Source organism: Streptomyces sp. NPDC018964 (genome assembly GCF_044390325.1).
In the GTDB taxonomy this organism is placed as follows: domain Bacteria; phylum Actinomycetota; class Actinomycetes; order Streptomycetales; family Streptomycetaceae; genus Streptomyces.
This window is the reverse complement of sequence record NZ_JBIRYZ010000008.1, coordinates 72,714-88,840: the sequence shown is the minus strand read 5'-3', so window position 1 is coordinate 88,840 and position 16,127 is coordinate 72,714. Positions and strand designations below refer to the sequence as shown.

The window sequence follows — 16,127 nt, the reverse complement described above, 5'->3', positions numbered from 1 at the left end:
TTATTCGGTCCGAACTCACCTGCGGTGACGCACCCTTGACGCTACGTTGCGTGACGGTTCCGTCAATTCGGGCATAGATCCCGTACGTTGCACGAGGGACGGATGTGAATGAGGTGTGAGGTAAGCCTTTTGAGCGAGGTGCCGCGCGAACCGCTTCGGGAGTGCTGGGCGAGCCGCTTCGGGAGGTGCTAGGCGAGCCGCTTCAGGAGCACCGCCGAGGCGACCGGGCGGGCGCCCGCGCGGGCCACTCCGTCGGCGACCTCGCGGTCGGTGGAGGCGACGATGACGGGCCGCCCCGGCGGCTCGGCGCGCACCAGCTGGCGGATCAGCTCGTCGGCGGTGACGCCCGGCTTGGAGAACAGCACCCGCACCCCGCGCGGCGGCGCGAGCAGCACCGGCGCGGCCAGTTCGGCGCCGTCGAAGACGCAGGTCACCTCCGCCCCGGTCTGGGCGGCGAGCTGGGCGAGCTGGCCCAGCAGGCGCAACCGCTGCTTCTCCAGGGGCATCTGGGGATAGCCGGTCTTGGTCACGTTGTAGCCGTCGACGACCAGATGCGCCTGCGGCAGCGCCAGCAGCTGGTCGAGGACGGCCGGGTCGTGCTCGGACAGCGCGCGGTTGGCGATGTCCTTCGGGGTCATGCGGCCGGGCTCGACGGCGTCCACGGTCTCGGCGGGCCGGACGGACACGGGGGGCAGCGCCAGCTCCCGGCGGAGCCCCTGGGCGGCGTCGAGGACGGTGTCGAGGAGCAGCCGGACCCGCATGTCCTCCACGCTGCGGCCCTCCCGGGCGGCCCGGCGGGCGGCCTCGAGGGCGGCCTCGGTCTCCCCCAGCCGGGCCTTGAGGCGCCGGCTCTCGCTCTCGGCGGCCGACACCTGGGCGTTCCCCTCGGCGCGCACGGCCTCCATCTCGCCCCGCAGCTTGCGCACGGCGGCCTCGCCGCGCTTGACGTCGCTGAGGGCGGAGCGCAGCTTGCGGTGCAGCGACTCGGCTTCCTTCTTCGCCGACTCCAGCTCGGTGCGCAGCCGCTCGGTCTCGGACTTGGTGTGCTCCCGGGCCCGGGCGAGTTCGGCGCGCAGCCGCTCCAGCTCGGCCCGGGTCTCCTCGTCGGCGCGCTCGGCGTCGGCGCGCTGGGCCTCCTCGCCCGCGGCGGTGACCAGCTTGACCCAGCCGGCCGGGCGGAGCACGTAGGCCGCGGCCGCCACGTCGAGCGGGTCCGCGGCCGGGGGCGGGGAGCCCGCGTCGAGGGCGTCGGCCAGTTCCGGCTGGGCCTCCCTGAGCTTCTCCCCGATGCGCTGCCGGAACAGCGGATCGGTCTCCAGCGCCGCGGCCATGGCGTTGCCGGCGAACTTGGCGCGGCGGTTCGGGGCGAAGCGCGCGTACTGCCTCAGCTGGGCGGGCAGCTCGGCGACCGTGAGCCCGCCGAAGCCGTCGGCGACGATCTGCACGACCCGGCGGCGCACTCCGTCGGGCAGCGGACGGTCGAGCACCTCGGCGGCGCCGTCCTGCGGCCCCCCGCCCGTGGTCTCCACCATCCGTCACACCCCTATGTCCGTTCTGCGACCCCGCGCGGGGTCACGTCAGCGGGCCCTCCCCCACTGCCGACTTCGTTCGAGCGGGAGGGACCCCCTTCGCTCAGGAACCGGCACCCGGCCTGTCCACGAGTTCCACCTGGTCCACGGCGTTGCACCAGCGGCACCGCACCGACTCGATGGTCTCACCGAGCACCTCGCGCTCCTCGACCGTGGGCTCTCCGGCCAGATCGAGGTGGACGTACTCGACGACCTTCGACGAGCGGGTCACGTCGAAGCGGGTGAGGTTGCCGCAGAGGGTGCAGCGCCACCGCGTCGAGGCGGTCGGCAGAGGAACCGTCATCGTGGCTGTTCGCCTTCCTTCCAGTGTCCGGGACGCGCCGGCTCACCGGTGCGTGTGGCTCGTAACCCTACGGCCTGGCGGGTCCCCGCCGCCCGCCCGTCCATGGCGGCGAGGCGGTCTGTGCGGTTGCATCCGGTTACGTCATGCTCTGTATTCATGATCCGTGACTGGAGAGCGTCGGCCGCCGGGGCGATCCGGGGCGCCTCCGCGCCGGTGACCCACACCCTCATCGTGCTGTGCTGCGTGCTCTTCCTGATCGGGCCGGTGTCGGGCCTGAATCCGGCCCACGGCTCCGGGGAGGAGCTGCTCGCCGCGCAAAGGACCCATTTCCGGCACTGGGGCGTCATTCCCGCAGACCTGTTCGAAGGATCCCCCGCGGCCTTCCTCACCCCCGCCACGGCGCTCTTCGTGCACGGCAGCTGGGTGCACCTGCTCGGCAACATGCTGTTCCTCCAGGTCTTCGGAGCGATGACCGAGGCACGGATGGGCCGGGTGCGGTTCACCCTGTGCTACGTCGGCTGCGGCTACCTCGCACTGCTGGGGTACGCCGCCACCGACGCGGGCTCCGAGCAGTCCCTGGTCGGTGCCTCCGGGGCGATCTCGGCGGTGCTCGGCGCGTTCCTCTTCCTGTTCCCCCGGGCGCGGGTGACCAGTCTCCTGCCGTTCCTGTTCTTCCTGCCGGTACGGCTGCCGGCGTGGGTGGTGCTGCCGTTCTGGGCGGCGCTGCAGTGGGTGGCGGCGGGACGGGCGGGCGAGGGGCCGGGGGTGGCGTACCTGGCGCACCTGATCGGGTTCGGGCTGGGCTTCGGCTACGCGTGGGTGCGCTTCGGCGGGACGACTACAGTGAAGGCCACCCCCGCTCCGGCCCCTGAGGGAGAGAACCAACCGTGATCACCGCGATCGTCCTCATCAAGACCAGCGTGGACCGGATCCCCGAGATCGCGGAACGGATCGCCGCGCTGGACAGCGTCAGCGAGGTCTTCTCCGTGACCGGCACGTACGACCTGATCGCCATGGTGCGGGTGCGTGAGCACGAGGACCTGGCGGAGGTCATCCCCGGCCGGATCAGCAAGATCCCGGGGGTGGAGGGCACCGACACGCACGTGGCGTTCCGTACGTACTCGCAGCACGACCTGGAGGCGGCGTTCGCCATCGGGCTGGACAGCTAGCGGTCCGCGCCGGGGTGCTCGTCCCTCCGGTCGGTGCCGGTCCTGGGTGCCTCGGCCGGTTCTTCGCCCCCGCCGCCCCTTCCCGTCCCGGGGCTCCGCCCCGGACCCCGCTCCTCGAGCGCCGGAGGGGCTGCCACGGCCGGAGGGGACGGAACCGGTGGATGAAGAGTTCTTCATCCGGCGCTCATCCGGGACCTCCGGTGCGGTGCGCAGGATCGGGGCATGGTCTTCACTCGCCGGATGGCGGCACTCGCCGCCGTCGTACTGATCCCGCTGGGCGTCGCCGCGACCAGTTACGCCCTGGCCGACAGTCCCGAACCGCCCAAGGTGCCGCCCCGGGTCGAACTGGACAGCGGCTCGCCCACCCCGGCGCCCACGGCCCCGTCCACGCGGCCCGAGCCGACGCCCAGCGACGAGGTCGTCTCCCGGCCTCCCGTGACCGACAGCCCAGCGGATGACGACGATGACGACGACGGAGGCCAGGACTCCCCGGACGACGCCCCCGGCGGGGACGACGGACCGGACGACGACGGCTGACCGGGTCCGCCGGCGGATCTCCGCCCGGGTCCGCATCCTGCTGTGGCTGCTGTTCGTCATGGCGGTCGCGTTCGCCTCGGTCGCCATGACCACCCGCTCCTTCCTGCTGCGGGACGTGGACCACCGGATCAACGGCCTGCTCGCCCAGGAGACCGGTGAGTTCGCCAACTTCGAGGAGCGCGGCTTCGATCCGGAGACGGGCCGGTCCTTCACCGACCCGGACCGGCTGCTGCGGGTCTTCCTGGAACGGCAGTACGCCGACCCGGACGAGGAGCTGATCGGCCTGGTGGCCCGCGGCAGCGGCGGCCCGGCGAAGCTCACCCAGCCGCGCGAACTGCCCGTCGCCCTGCCCCTGTACGAGGACGACGACGCCCGGCGCCGCATCTTCGAATCGCCCGACGCCTCCGGTGTGCTGCAACGGCCCGAGGGCGAGATCCGCTGGGCCAAGGTGGCCGTGGCCCGGCACGGCGGCGGCGCCCCGGAGGCGGCGTTCGTCGTCGCCTTCCACCCCGAGCGCGAAGTGGCGCGGGTGGACGAGGTGTTCCGGGTGCTGCTCGCCATCTCCGGGGTCGCCCTGCTGCTGACCACCGGCATCGGCTGGGCGGTCGCCGGGCGGATCCTGCAGCCCGTGCGGCTGGTGCGCACCGCCGCCGCGCAGCTCACCGAGCAGGACCTCACCCGCCGTATCGCGGTGCGCGGCCACGACGACATCGCGGCCCTCGCCGAGACGTTCAACGCGATGCTCGACCGGCTGGAGCGGGCCTTCGCCGTCCAGCGCCAGTTCGTCGACGACGCCGGCCACGAACTGCGCACCCCGATCACCATCGTGCGCGGACACCTGGAGCTGATGGGCGACGACCCGGCCGAACGGGAGGAGACCGTCCGCCTCGTCACCGACGAACTCGACCGGATGAGCCGCATCGTGGAGGACCTGCTGCTGCTCGCCAAGGCCGAACGCCCCGACTTCGTCCGCCCCGAGCCGGTCCAGCTCGCCGAACTCACCGCCGACGTCTACGTCAAGGCCCGCACCCTCGGTGAACGCGACTGGCGGCTCACGGAGACGGCCGACCGGGAGGCCGAGCTGGACCCTCAGCGGATCACCCAAGCGATGGTGCAGCTGGCGCAGAACGCGGTGCAGCACACCACTCCCGGCCAGACCATCCGCATCGGCTCCCGCGCGGAGGGTTCCCGCATCGAGCTGTACGTCGCCGACTCGGGCCCCGGGGTCCGGCCGCAGGACCGGGAGCTGGTCTTCGAACGCTTCCGGCGCGGCACCTCCCGGCGCGGGGCGCGCGGTTCGGGCGCCGGGCTCGGCCTGTCGATCGTCAAGGCGATCGCCGAGGGCCACGGCGGCCGGGTCCGCCTGCACGACACCGAGGGCGGCGGCGCCACCTTCGTACTCACCCTGGAAGAGGCACCGCATTGAACCGGATCCTGATCGTCGAGGACGAGGAGCGCATCGCCTCCTTCGTGGAGAAGGGACTGCGCGCCAACGGCTTCACCACCACCGTCGTCCCCGACGGCGAGACCGGCCACGAGTACGCCCTGACCGGCGGTTTCGACCTGATCGTCCTCGACATCGGACTGCCCGGCCGGGACGGCTTCACCGTGCTGCGCGAGCTGCGCGAGTCCCGGGTGACGACCCCGGTGATCGTGCTGACCGCGCGGGACTCGGTACGGGACACGGTGGCCGGCCTGGAGGGCGGCGCCGACGACTGGATGACCAAGCCGTTCCGCTTCGAGGAACTGCTCGCCCGGGTACGGCTGCGGCTGCGCACCGCGGCCCGGGCGCCGGAGGTGACGGTGCTGAAGGCGGGCGAGCTCAGCCTCGACCTGCGCACCCGCCGCGCCCGCGCCGGGGACCGCACCGTCGACCTGACGGCCCGTGAATTCGTGTTGCTGGAACTGTTCCTGAGGCACCCCGGGCAGGTACTCTCCCGCGAGCAGATCCTCTCCCACGTGTGGGGCTACGACTTCGACCCCGGCTCCAACATCGTGGACGTCTACGTGCGGGCGTTGCGCAAGAAGCTCGGCGCGGAGCAGGTGGAGACGGTCCGCGGGATGGGCTACCGGCTCCCCGCGTGACGGCCCCCGCGCCGGGGCCGGCCCGCCGGGTGAAGTTTCCTTCATCTCCGGCTCATCGACGGCTCACCGCCGGGGTGAATCGTCGATGACGTGACTTTGAACCCCCGCCTGACCGCGGCCCTGTGCGTGGCCCTGTCGCTGTGCGCGCTGCTCGCGGTCCCCGGCACCTTCCCCGGTCTCGGCGGGGACGCGCGCCTCACCCTCGCCGTGTTCACGCTGGCGACCTGCGCGTGGATCGGTACGCCGATCGACGACACGTACATCGCGCTGGGCGCCGGACTCGCGCTGACGGTGACCGGGGTGATCAGCAGCGACACCCTGTTCGGCACCCTGGGCGACTCGACGGTGTGGCTGCTGATCTGCGCGTTCGTGCTGGCGGCGGCGGTCACCCGGACCGGGCTCGCGGGGCGGGCGGCGGCCTTCCTGGTCGGCGGGGCGCGTACGGTGCGGCAGTTGACGCACCTGACGACGGCCGCGCTGGTCGTCACGGCGTTCGCGGTGCCGGCCACGTCCGGCCGGGCGGCGCTCGCCCTGCCGGTGTTCCTCGCCCTCGCCAAGGCGCTCGCCGACCGGAAACGGCTGGTCGTGATGTTGGCGCTGCTGTTCCCGACCGTGATCCTCCTGTCGGCGGTGGCCACCTTGATCGGTGCGGGCGCGCACCTGATCACCGTGTCGGTGCTGTGGGAGGCCGCCGGGGAACGGGTCGGCTTCACCGAGTGGCTGCTGCTCGGGCTGCCGTTGGCCGTGGCCTCCTCCCATCTGGCCGCCGAGGCCGTCCTGTTGACCACCACCCGGCGCGCGGACCGCAAGGATCCCGTGCACATCACCGCCGAGGAGATCCAGCGGCACAGCGACCGCCCGGTCACCGGCTCCTGGACGCAGGCCGAGAAGCGCTGCGCGCTGCTGCTGGCCACGGTCGTCGCCCTGTGGTGCAGCGAGCCGCTGCACCGGGTGTCCCCCGCGGTGGTCGCGCTGATCGGCGCGGTCGTCGCCGCCTCGCCGGCGCTGGGCACCGTACGGCTGAAGGACGCGCTGAGGACGGTGCCCTGGTCGCTGCTGCTGTTCATGGCGGCGACGATGGCGATGGGCGTGGCGCTCACCGAGTCGGGCGCGGCGAAGTGGCTGGTCGGCGGGTTGCCGTCGGGCATCACCCCGGTGATGTTCCTGGCGGTCGTGATCTCCGTCAGCACGGCCGCCCACCTGATGCTCCAGTCCCGCTCCGCCCGTTCCTCCGTGCTGGTCCCGCTGGTGGTCGCGGCGGCCGTCGGCGCCGGGGTGAACCCGGTCGCGGCGGCGCTCGCCTCCACCGCCGCCGCGGGCTTCTGCCACACGCTCCCGGCCTCCGCGAAACCGGTCACGCTCTTCGCGGACATCCCCGGCACCCCCACCTACACCCCGCGCGACCTGCTGCGGCTGTCCGCCGTGCTGGCCCCGCTCACCGCCGCCCTGGTCCTGCTGTTCGCCGTCGCGGTGTGGCCGCTGCTCGGCGTCCCCGTGACCCGCTAAGGAGTTCCCCTCATGCTGAACCGTGTCGTCGTAGCCCCCAGCGGTTTCAAGGAGTCGCTGTCCGCCCAGGCCGCCGCCGACGCCATCGCGGCGGGCGTCCGCCGGGTGCTGCCGGACGCCGAGATCGACCGGATCCCGCTGGTGGACGGCGGTGAGGGCACCGCCTCGGCGCTGGCCTCGGCGACCGGCGGCCGGCTGGTCGCGCTGTCCGCCACCGGCCCGGTCGGCGAACCGGTCGGCACCCACTTCGCGCTGCTCGGCTCCGGGGACACGGCGGTGGTGGAGATGGCGGCGGTGGCCGGACTCTCCCTCGTCCCCCGCACCCGGCGCGACCCTGGCGCCACCACCACGTACGGCGTCGGGGAACTGATCCGCGCCGCCCTCGACCAGGGGGTGCGGCGGATCCTGGTGGGCTGCGGCGACTCGGGCACCTCCGACGGCGGCGCGGGCGCGCTCCAGGCGCTCGGCGCGCGGCTGCTGGACGCGGACGGACGTGAACTGGCGCCCGGCGGAAGCGAGTTGACGCGCCTGGCCCGTATCGACCCGGCCGGGCTCGATCCCCGTCTCGCCGGTGTGGAACTCCTCGTCGCCTGCAACCCCTTCAACGTGCTGTGCGGGGAGCGGGGCGTGGCCCGGGTGTTCGGCCCGCAGAAGGGGGCGGGTCCGGAGCAGGTCGAGGAGTTGTCGGCGGCGCTGGAGAACTGGGCGCGGGTGCTGACCCGCGATCTCGCCGTCACCGGCACCGATCTGCGCCTGGGCCGCGGTACGGGTGCCTCCGGCGGACTGGGCGCCGGGCTCGCCGCCCTGGGCGGGTCCCTCCTGCCCCGCTTCCAGGTCCTGCTGGACCACCTCGACCTGGACGCCCGGCTGGCCCGCGCCGATCTGGTCGTCACCGCGGAGGGCGCCCTGGACCACCAGACGCCGCGCGGCAAGGTCCCGGCGGAGGTGGCGCGCCGCGCCAAGCTGTCCGGGCGGCCGGTGCTGGCGCTGGCGGGGACGCTCGGGGAGGGGGCGGGGGAGGTGCCGGGCGTGGACGCCTGCCACGGCATCCTGCCCGCGCCGATGGCTCTGGCGGAGGCGCTGGTGCGGGGCGCGGAGCTGCTCACCGACGCGACGGAGCGCGCGCTGCGCATGATCGTCCTGGGCGCGCGCCTGCCGGCGACCACCTAGGTTTTTCGCCCCCGCCGCCCCTTCCCGTTCCCGTCCCCCGGGGGCGCTGCCCCCGGACCCCCGCTCCTCAAACGCCGGAGGGGCTAAATCTCAGCCCCTCCGGCGTTTGAGGAGCGGGGTCTGGGGCGGAGCCCCAGGTTCGGGACGGGAAGGGGCGGCGGGGGCGAAAGAAATCACCCGCGGGCGGAGGTGTCCGGGACGCAGCGGCCGTCCACCGTCCGGTAGGACCACCTCGCCCCGTCCCGCACCAGCTCCCGCACCGCCCGCACGAACCGCTCCACGTGCTCGTCCGGCGTCCCCGCCCCGAAGCTCACCCGGATCGCGTTGAGCGACTTCTCCCCGGGCCCCGCCTCGGGCGCCCCGCACTCCCCCTGCGCCCCCGCGTCACCACCGAGCAGCGTCCGCACCAGCGGGTGCGCGCAGAACAGCCCGTCCCGTACGCCGATGCCGTACTCGGCGGAGAGCGCGGCCGCGAAGTGGGAGCTGTTCCAGCCCTCGACGACGAAGGAGAGCACGCCGACGCGCGGGGCGTCGTCCCCGAACAGGGACAGGAAGCGCACCTCGGGCACGTCCGCGAGTCCCGCGCGCACCGCGCCGATCAGCTCCTCCTCGCGGGCGACCAGGGCGTCGAACCCGGCCTCGGTGAGCGCCGTGCAGGCGGAGGCGATGGAGTACGCGCCGATGACGTTGGGCGATCCGGCCTCGTGGCGGGCGGCGCCGTCGTGCCACTCCACGTCCACTCCCCCGTCCCCGCGCCGGGTGACCCTGCGGCTGGCACCGCCGCCCGCGAGGTACGGCTCGGCCTCCCGGAGCCAGTCGGCGCGGCCGGCCAGCACGCCGGAGCCGAAGGGGGCGTACAGCTTGTGCCCGGAGAAGGCGACCCAGTCGACGTCCAGGTCACGGACGCTCACCGGGTGGTGCGGGGCGAGCTGGGCGGCGTCCAGGACGATCCGGGCGCCGTGCGCGTGCGCGGCGGCGGCCAGTTCCCGTACGGGCCACAGCTCGCCGGTGACGTTGGAGGCGCCGGTGACGCAGACCAGGGCCGGGCCGTGGGGGTCACGGTCGGCGAGGGCGCGCTCCAGGGTCTCCACCGCCTGCCGGGGGCTGCGCGGGGCGTCGAGGAAGGTGACGCGTGCTCCGCGCCAGGGCAGCAGGGAGGCGTGGTGCTCGGTCTCGAAGACGAAGACCTCGCAGCCGTCGGGGAGCACGGTGGCGAGCAGGTTGAGGGAGTCGGTGGTGGAGCGGGTGAACACCACCTGGTCCCCGGTGCGGCAGTCGAGGAAGTCCGCGACGGTCCGGCGGGCGTTCTCGAACAGGTCGGTGGAGAGCTGGGAGAGGTATCCGGCGCCCCGGTGGACGCTGCCGTAGTACGGCGCGTAGGCGGCCACGTCGTCCCAGACCCGCTGGAGGGCGGGGGCGCTGGCGGCGTAGTCGAGGGCGGCGTAGGTGACCTCGCCGCCGGTGACGAGGGGGACGGTGACGTCCCGGCCGAGGACGGGCAGGGGGGCGCGGACGGACGTGTCGGCGGCGACGGACATGGCACAACTCCCGGTGAGGCAGGCGGAATCTCCGCGCGAGCGCACATCGCTCGAGCGCGGAGGGAGGGGAAAAGGGGTGCGCGGAGGCGGGGCTCGGCAGCCCTGGCCCTGTCGTGACGTTCCCGGCGTCCGCCCGGAGGTCGGGCCGCGTGGCGTCAGGTGCGTGCCCTCGGCGTGCCGGTCCCCGAGCCCCGTACGGGATGTACTCGGCTCAGGTCCCGGTGCGGCGGAAGTGCGTGCACGGCGTCACGCGACGGGCGGGAACGGGCGACAGGGCCTAGCGCATTCGCTTGCTCACGGAAGACTCCTCGACGACCAGGACCCCTGGTGTACGAGGGGCCCGCGCTTGCCGTGGGCCTTGCTGCTCACGGCCTGGTCTTCACCCGGGGCACCCCGCCACGGACGGAGGGTTGCCGGACAGCCGGCCGGGGCCTGATGGCTGTCACTCATGACCTGGACAGGAAAGTACGTGAAGTGATCGACGTCCCGCAACCCGTGTCCGGATCGCGGGACGTCCCGCGGCCCGACGGGAGGACCTGCCCGGCGGATCGGCCCGAAGGAAACCGCCGGTGCCTCACAGCCCCGGTCAGCGAGGACGATGAAAGTACCCCGCGCGGGGAACCCGCCGGGCGGGCCTTACGCGTTGCTGGCGGCCACCCAGCGCTCCAGGACCCGCTTGGCGGCCCCCGAGTCGATCGCCTCGGCCGCCTTCGCCATACCGGCGCGGATCCGCCCCGTCAGGGTGCCGTCGCCGGGCTCCAGGGCCACCAGGGCCGCCGCCGAGTTCAGCAGCACCGCGTCCCGCACGGGACCCGGTTCGCCGTCGAGGAGCCGGCGGGCGACCTCGGCGTTGTAGGAGGCGTCGGCGCCGCGCAGGGCCTCCACGGGCACCAGGTCGATGCCGACGTCGCGCGGGTCGAAGGTCTCCTCGTCGACCTTGCCGTCGCGGACGACCCACACTCTGGAGGTGGCGGTGGTGGTCAGCTCGTCGAGTCCGTCGTCACCGCGGAACACCAGCGTGGAGTTGCCGCGTTCGGCGAAGACCCCGGCCATGATGGGCGCCATCCGCAGGTCGGCGACCCCGACCGCCTGTGCCTTGACCCGCGCCGGATTGGCCAGCGGGCCGAGGAAGTTGAACACCGTGCGGATGCCGAGCTGGCCGCGGGCGGCGGCGACGTGGCGCAGCGCCGGGTGGAACTTCACCGCGAAGCAGAAGGTGATCCCGGCCTCCTCGGCGACCTCGGCGACCCGTCGCGGGGTCAGCTCCAGGTTGACGCCGAGCTTCTCCAGGACGTCGGAGGCGCCGGACGCGGAGGAGGCGGCCCGGTTGCCGTGCTTGACGACCTTCGCGCCGGTGCCGGCCACGACGATCGAGGACATCGTGGAGATGTTGACCGTCTTGGCGCCGTCCCCGCCGGTGCCGACGATGTCGACGGTCGCGCCCGGCACCTCGATCACGTTGGCGTGGTCGTACAGCGCCCGCACGCAGCCGGTGATCTCCTCGACGGTCTCGCCCTTGGCCCGCAGGGACACCGCGAACCCGGCGATCTGCGCGTCGGTCGCCTCGCCGCGCATGATCAGGTCCATCGCCCAGGCGGTGTCGTCGGCGGACAGGTTCCGTCCGTCCAGGAGTCCGTTCAGCAGGGCGGGCCAGGAGCGGCCCGCCGCGGTGTCGCCTCCAGCGGGGGTCACAGCGCTCATGGCCGCTCCTGACGGTCGTGGAAGGGTCGCGGGGACCCGGCAGGTCCCGGGCCCCACCCTATCGAGGTCCGGGGACGGCGAAGGGCCCCCGTCCGCAGAACGGACGGGGGCCCTTCGCCGTCGTGTGGCGACTGGGGTGAGGTGCCGAAGGGGATCAGTGGTGGCCGTGGCCGCTCGTGATCTCCTTGTACTCCTCGACGGTCGGCTTCGGGATCTGGGCGTCCTCGCCGTAGTAGCCCTTGCTCAGCTTGGCGCGCAGCTTCTCGGTCGCCTTCACCTTGCGCCGGACACCGTTCTCGTCGACCTCGGGGCCGATCTCGAACGGCTTGTACTGCTCGTGCGCGGTGAGGGTGTACATCTGCTCCTGGCTGAGCGGCTCGTGCACCTCGATGAACTCACCGTGCGGCAGGCGCTTGATGATGCCCGACTCGCGGCCGTGCAGCACCTTCTCCTTGTCCCGGCGCTGCAGGCCGAGGCAGATCCGCTTGGTGACGACGAACGCGATGACCGGTCCCACGAAGAAGCCGATGCGGACGAACCAGGTGACCGCGTTGATCGAGAGGTGGAAGTGCGTGGCGAAGATGTCGTTGCCACCACCGATCAGCATGATCATGTACGCCGTGACCCAGGCGACGCCGAAGGCCGTACGGGTCGGGGCGTTGCGCGGCCGGTCCAGGATGTGGTGCTCGCGCTTGTCCCCGGTGATCCAGGACTCGATGAACGGGTAGAGCGCGATGACCGCCAGGAAGAGACCGAAGATCACCAGCGGGACGAAGACGCCCAGGACCAGGGTGTGGCCCCAGAAGTTGATCTCCCAGCCGGGCATCGCGCGGACCAGGCCCTCGGCGAAGCCCATGTACCAGTCGGGCTGGGCGCCCGTGGACACCATGTCCGGACGGTACGGGCCCAGGGCCCAGATCGGGTTGATGGACGCGATGCCGGCGATCAGCGCGGTGAAGCCGAAGACCAGGAAGAAGAAGCCTCCCGCCTTCGCCATGTAGACCGGCAGCAGCGGCATGCCCACGACGTTCTTGTTGGTCCGTCCGGCACCCGCGAACTGCGTGTGCTTGTGGTAGAAGACCAGGATCAGGTGGGCGACCACCAGGCCGAGCATGATGCCCGGCAGCAGCAGGATGTGGATCGAGTAGAACCGCGCCACGAAGTCCGTGCCGGGGAACTCCCCGCCGAACAGGAACATCGAGATGTACGTGCCGACGATCGGCACGGACAGGATCGCGCCCTGGGTGAAGCGGACACCGGTGCCGGAGAGCAGGTCGTCCGGCAGCGAGTAACCGGTGAAACCGGTGAACATGCCGAGGACGAACAGCAGGAAGCCGAACAGCCAGTTGATCTCACGCGGCTTGCGGAACGCGCCGGTGAAGAAGACGCGCATCATGTGCACGAACATGCCGGCCAGGAAGATGACCGCGGCCCAGTGGTGGATCTGCCGGATCAGCAGACCGCCCCGGACGTCGAAGCTGATGTCCAGCGTCGACTTGTAGGCCTCGCTCATCAGCTGTCCCTGCAGCGGGACGTAACTGCCGTGGTACTCCACCTCGTTCATCGACGGGTGGAAGAACAGCGTCAGGTACACACCCGTGAGGATGATGATGAGGAAGCTGTAGAGGCAGATCTCGCCCAGCATGAAGGACCAGTGGTCCGGGAAGATCTTGCGCATGTTGGCCTTGGCCAGGGAGTAGATCCCCAGCCGGCCGTCGGCCCAGTCGGCGACGCGCTCGCCGGCCGGGGCCTTCCCGCGCGAGCGGGACTCGGGGGTCGTCGTAGTACTCATCCGCGCTCCCAGAAGGCAGGACCGACGGGCTCTTCGAAGTCGCCGAGCGCTTCGAGGTAGCCCTCGTCGTTCACGCCGATGCGCAGCTGCGGCAGCGGGTGACCGGCGGGACCGAAGATGACCTTGGCTCCGTCGGAAAGGTCGAAGGTGGACTGGTGGCAGGGGCACAGCGCGTGATGCGTCTGCTGCTCGTACAGGGAGATCGGGCAACCGACGTGGGTGCAGATCTTCGAGTACGCGAGGATGCCCTCGTGCGACCACTCGAGGGACCGCTTGTCCTTGATGTCGTCCGGCTTGATGCGGACCAGCATCAGTGCGGCCTTGGCGATCTCGTTCTGGAAGTCGTGGTCGTGCTCCTCCAGGCCCTCGGGCTTGGCGAAGGTCAGCGAGCCCACGATGAGGTCGGACGGCCGCAGCGGCTCGTTCGTGTTCATGTTGACGATGAGCCTGCCCTTGCCCCACAGGGTGTGGCGCAGCTTGCCCTCGGGCAGCGGACCGAGCTCGCGCAGCAGTACGACGCCGGAGAGCGGGACCAGGGTGAGGGCGCCGAACATCGTGTTGCGGATCAGCTTGCGCCGGCCGAGCGCCGACTCCTTGGCGCCCTGGCGGAAGTCGTCCATGACCTTCGCCCTGAGCTCCGGCGAGGCCTCGATCGGGTGCCGGTCGTCGGTCAGCTCCTCGTCGGACATCAGGGTGCGGGCCCAGTGGACCGCGCCCGCGCCGATGGCGAACAGCGCGATGCCGAGCGTCACGCCGAGCGCGAGGTTCAGGGCGCTGATGTGGCCCAGCGGGAAGACGTAGACGATCTTCTCGACCGGGATCGCCACGAACGAGGCGATGAAGCCGACGGTGGCGAGCATCGACAGTGTGAACAGCAGGGCGACCGTGCGCTCGGACCGCTTGGCGGCCCGCTCGTCGATGTCCTGGATCCGGTGCTCGTGGGGCGGCAGGCCCGGGTCGGCGAACGGGTGCTTCTCGTCCGCGACCTTCACCGCGCCGTGGGTGGTGTCCTGCGCTGCGGGCAGGTTCTCTTCGGGGATGTCTTGGCTACTCATGACTTCTTGGCCTTTGCGGTCCGAGCGGCGACCCACACAGCGACGGTGATCAGCCCGCCGAGACCGAAGATCCAGCCGAACAGGCCCTCACTGACCGGGCCGAGCCCGCCCAGCTCCATGCCGCCCGGGCTTTCGGAGTCGTCGCTGTTGACCTCGCCCAGGTACGCGATGATGTCCTTCTTGTTCTGCTCCGTCAGCGTGCTGTCCGGGAAGGAGGGCATGTTCTGCGGGCCGGTGAGCATGGCCTCGTAGATGTGCTTGGGAGCGACGTCCTCCAGGCTGGGGGCGTACTTGCCGTGCGTGAGCGCACCGCCCTTGCCGGTGAAGTTGTGGCACTGCGCGCAGTTGTTGCGGAACAGTTCGCCGCCCTTGGCGATGTCGGCGCCCTCGGGGCCGTACTGCTCGGCGGTGGGGATGGCCGGGCCGGCGCCCAGGGAAGCGATGTACGCCGCCAGCTGGTCGATCTCGGCCTGCGTGTAGACGGCCGGCTTGTCCGGGATCTGCGCGGCCTGCGAGGTGGCGGCCGGCATGCGGCCGGTGCTCACCTGGAAGTCCACGGCCGCGGCGCCCACGCCCACCAGGCTGGGGCCGTCGGAGGTGCCCTGACCGCCGGTGCCGTGGCAGCTGGCACAGCCGACCGCGTAGAGCTTCTTGCCCTCCTCGATGGTGAGGGACTGGGCGGTTTCGTCGGCCTGCGCCTTGTCCGCGGGTGCGAACACGGCGTAGAGCCCCCCGGTGCATGCCAGCGCGAGGAGGAGGACGACGAGCGCCGCCAGCGGATGGCGTCGTCGTGCGGAGAGCTTTTTCACGGATTACCCCGGTGTCAGGATCTTCTGCGTCGATGCTTCTGGTTGGTGCGCCCTCGAGGAGCGCGCGCGGATGCGGGCCCGGCTACTTGATCATGTAGATCGTGGCGAAGAGGCCGATCCAGACGACATCGACGAAGTGCCAGTAGTAGGACACGACGATGGCCGCGGTCGCCTGCTCGTGGGTGAACCTCTTGGCCGCGTAGGTCCGGCCCAGGACCAGCAGGAAGGCGATGAGACCGCCCGTCACGTGCAGGCCGTGGAAGCCGGTGGTCAGGTAGAACGCCGAGCCGTATGCGTCGGAGGAGAGGGACAGGCCCTCGTGCTTGACCAGCTCGGTGTACTCGAGGACCTGACCGCCGATGAAGATCGCGCCCATGATGAAGGTGACGACGAACCACATCCGGAGCTTCTTCACGTCACCGCGCTCGGCGGCGAACACGCCGAGCTGGCAGGTGAGGGAGGAGAGCACCAGGATCGTGGTGTTCGCCGCCGAGAACGGGAAGTTCAGGGCGTCGGCCTTCTCCGACCAGAAGTCGGGGCCGGTCACCGATCGCAGGGTGAAGTACATCGCGAAGAGGGCCGCGAAGAACATCAGCTCGGAACTCAGCCAGATGATGGTTCCGACGCTGGTGAGGTTCGGTCGGTTGACCGACGGGTGCGCGTGCCCGGTATCTACTGTCGTTGCTGTCGCCACGCCGACATTATGTCGGTCGCTTATCCCGCCCTCACTCCCGGGGGTGCCGTTCGGTGCGTTCAGCCCTCCTGGACTGCCCGTATGGCCCATCCGGGGGCCGTGGCGGAGCCCTCGCGAAGCCGTCTCGAAGGCGTGTCCGAACCAGTGTTGACAAGCGGTCCGAAGGGGTAGCATCCGCGCCATCGGTACCCGAAGTTCC

The 16,127-nt window shown here is 71.7% G+C and carries 15 protein-coding genes and 1 riboswitch; of the genes, 7 read left to right on the top strand and 8 right to left on the bottom strand.

Translation table 11 applies throughout. The features are described 5' to 3' along the window. Nucleotides 1-188 precede the first annotated feature (188 nt). Together ACH5AO_RS15640 and ACH5AO_RS15635 are read right to left on the bottom strand one after the other, a co-directional pair. Nucleotides 189-1,532: an NYN domain-containing protein gene (locus ACH5AO_RS15640; RefSeq protein WP_398924802.1), complete on the bottom strand. Its 1,344-nt coding sequence runs from the start codon at nt 1,530-1,532 to the stop codon at nt 189-191. A 100-nt stretch (nt 1,533-1,632) separates the two neighbouring features. Continuing rightward, the gene (locus ACH5AO_RS15635) at nt 1,633-1,872 is read right to left on the bottom strand and encodes a hypothetical protein (protein WP_189555420.1); all 240 of its coding nucleotides are present in this window, start codon (nt 1,870-1,872) and stop codon (nt 1,633-1,635) included. Nucleotides 1,873-2,028: 156 nt separating this feature from the next. Between ACH5AO_RS15635 and ACH5AO_RS15630 the strand changes: the two genes are divergently transcribed. The 7 genes from ACH5AO_RS15630 to ACH5AO_RS15600 all read left to right on the top strand — a co-directional run bounded on the left by ACH5AO_RS15630 (nt 2,029) and on the right by ACH5AO_RS15600 (nt 8,339). Next, the gene (locus ACH5AO_RS15630) at nt 2,029-2,763 is read left to right on the top strand and encodes a rhomboid family intramembrane serine protease (protein WP_398924801.1); all 735 of its coding nucleotides are present in this window, start codon (nt 2,029-2,031) and stop codon (nt 2,761-2,763) included. Continuing rightward, nucleotides 2,760-3,041, top strand: a complete 282-nt coding sequence (locus ACH5AO_RS15625) for an Lrp/AsnC family transcriptional regulator (RefSeq protein ID WP_030820493.1) — start codon at nt 2,760-2,762, stop codon at nt 3,039-3,041. Before ACH5AO_RS15630 ends, ACH5AO_RS15625 begins: the two co-directional genes overlap by 4 nt. A 222-nt stretch (nt 3,042-3,263) precedes the next feature. After that, on the top strand, nt 3,264-3,578 hold the full coding sequence (locus ACH5AO_RS15620) for a small secreted hydrophilic protein (RefSeq protein ID WP_398924800.1): 315 nt from the start codon (nt 3,264-3,266) through the stop codon (nt 3,576-3,578). Then, a complete protein-coding gene (locus ACH5AO_RS15615) occupies nt 3,505-5,004 on the top strand; it encodes an ATP-binding protein (RefSeq protein WP_398924799.1) in 1,500 nt (499 codons plus the stop codon). The genes ACH5AO_RS15620 and ACH5AO_RS15615 overlap by 74 nt, the downstream gene beginning before the upstream one ends. Continuing rightward, nucleotides 5,001-5,663 (top strand): response regulator transcription factor, encoded by a 663-nt coding sequence (locus ACH5AO_RS15610; protein ID WP_398924798.1) that lies wholly within the window; start codon nt 5,001-5,003, stop codon nt 5,661-5,663. The genes ACH5AO_RS15615 and ACH5AO_RS15610 overlap by 4 nt, the downstream gene beginning before the upstream one ends. Nucleotides 5,664-5,753: 90 nt before the next feature. Further along, the gene (locus tag ACH5AO_RS15605; protein WP_398924797.1) at nt 5,754-7,169 is read left to right on the top strand and encodes an SLC13 family permease; all 1,416 of its coding nucleotides are present in this window, start codon (nt 5,754-5,756) and stop codon (nt 7,167-7,169) included. A 12-nt stretch (nt 7,170-7,181) separates the two neighbouring features. Beyond that, nucleotides 7,182-8,339 (top strand): glycerate kinase, encoded by a 1,158-nt coding sequence (locus tag ACH5AO_RS15600; RefSeq protein WP_398924796.1) that lies wholly within the window; start codon nt 7,182-7,184, stop codon nt 8,337-8,339. 173 nt (nt 8,340-8,512) lie between these two features. On the opposite strand, the gene ACH5AO_RS15595 is transcribed toward ACH5AO_RS15600, so the two are convergent. The 6 genes from ACH5AO_RS15595 to ACH5AO_RS15570 form a co-directional block, all read right to left on the bottom strand. Then, complete coding sequence (locus tag ACH5AO_RS15595) at nt 8,513-9,877, bottom strand: aminotransferase class V-fold PLP-dependent enzyme (RefSeq protein WP_398924795.1); 1,365 nt, start codon at nt 9,875-9,877, stop codon at nt 8,513-8,515. A 337-nt stretch (nt 9,878-10,214) separates the two neighbouring features. Further along, a riboswitch (SAM riboswitch) is annotated at nt 10,215-10,331 on the bottom strand. A 182-nt stretch (nt 10,332-10,513) separates the two neighbouring features. After that, nucleotides 10,514-11,578, bottom strand: a complete 1,065-nt coding sequence (trpD, locus tag ACH5AO_RS15590; RefSeq protein ID WP_398924794.1) for an anthranilate phosphoribosyltransferase — start codon at nt 11,576-11,578, stop codon at nt 10,514-10,516. A gap of 154 nt (nt 11,579-11,732) precedes the next feature. Beyond that, nucleotides 11,733-13,370: a cytochrome bc complex cytochrome b subunit gene (locus ACH5AO_RS15585; RefSeq protein WP_398924793.1), complete on the bottom strand. Its 1,638-nt coding sequence runs from the start codon at nt 13,368-13,370 to the stop codon at nt 11,733-11,735. Continuing rightward, nucleotides 13,367-14,425 (bottom strand): Rieske 2Fe-2S domain-containing protein, encoded by a 1,059-nt coding sequence (locus tag ACH5AO_RS15580; protein ID WP_398924792.1) that lies wholly within the window; start codon nt 14,423-14,425, stop codon nt 13,367-13,369. Before ACH5AO_RS15580 ends, ACH5AO_RS15585 begins: the two co-directional genes overlap by 4 nt. After that, nucleotides 14,422-15,234, bottom strand: coding sequence for a c-type cytochrome (locus ACH5AO_RS15575; protein WP_398924791.1), 813 nt, complete (start codon nt 15,232-15,234; stop codon nt 14,422-14,424). Before ACH5AO_RS15575 ends, ACH5AO_RS15580 begins: the two co-directional genes overlap by 4 nt. 82 nt (nt 15,235-15,316) lie before the next feature. After that, complete coding sequence (locus tag ACH5AO_RS15570) at nt 15,317-15,928, bottom strand: heme-copper oxidase subunit III (RefSeq protein ID WP_398924790.1); 612 nt, start codon at nt 15,926-15,928, stop codon at nt 15,317-15,319. Nucleotides 15,929-16,127 lie beyond the last annotated feature (199 nt).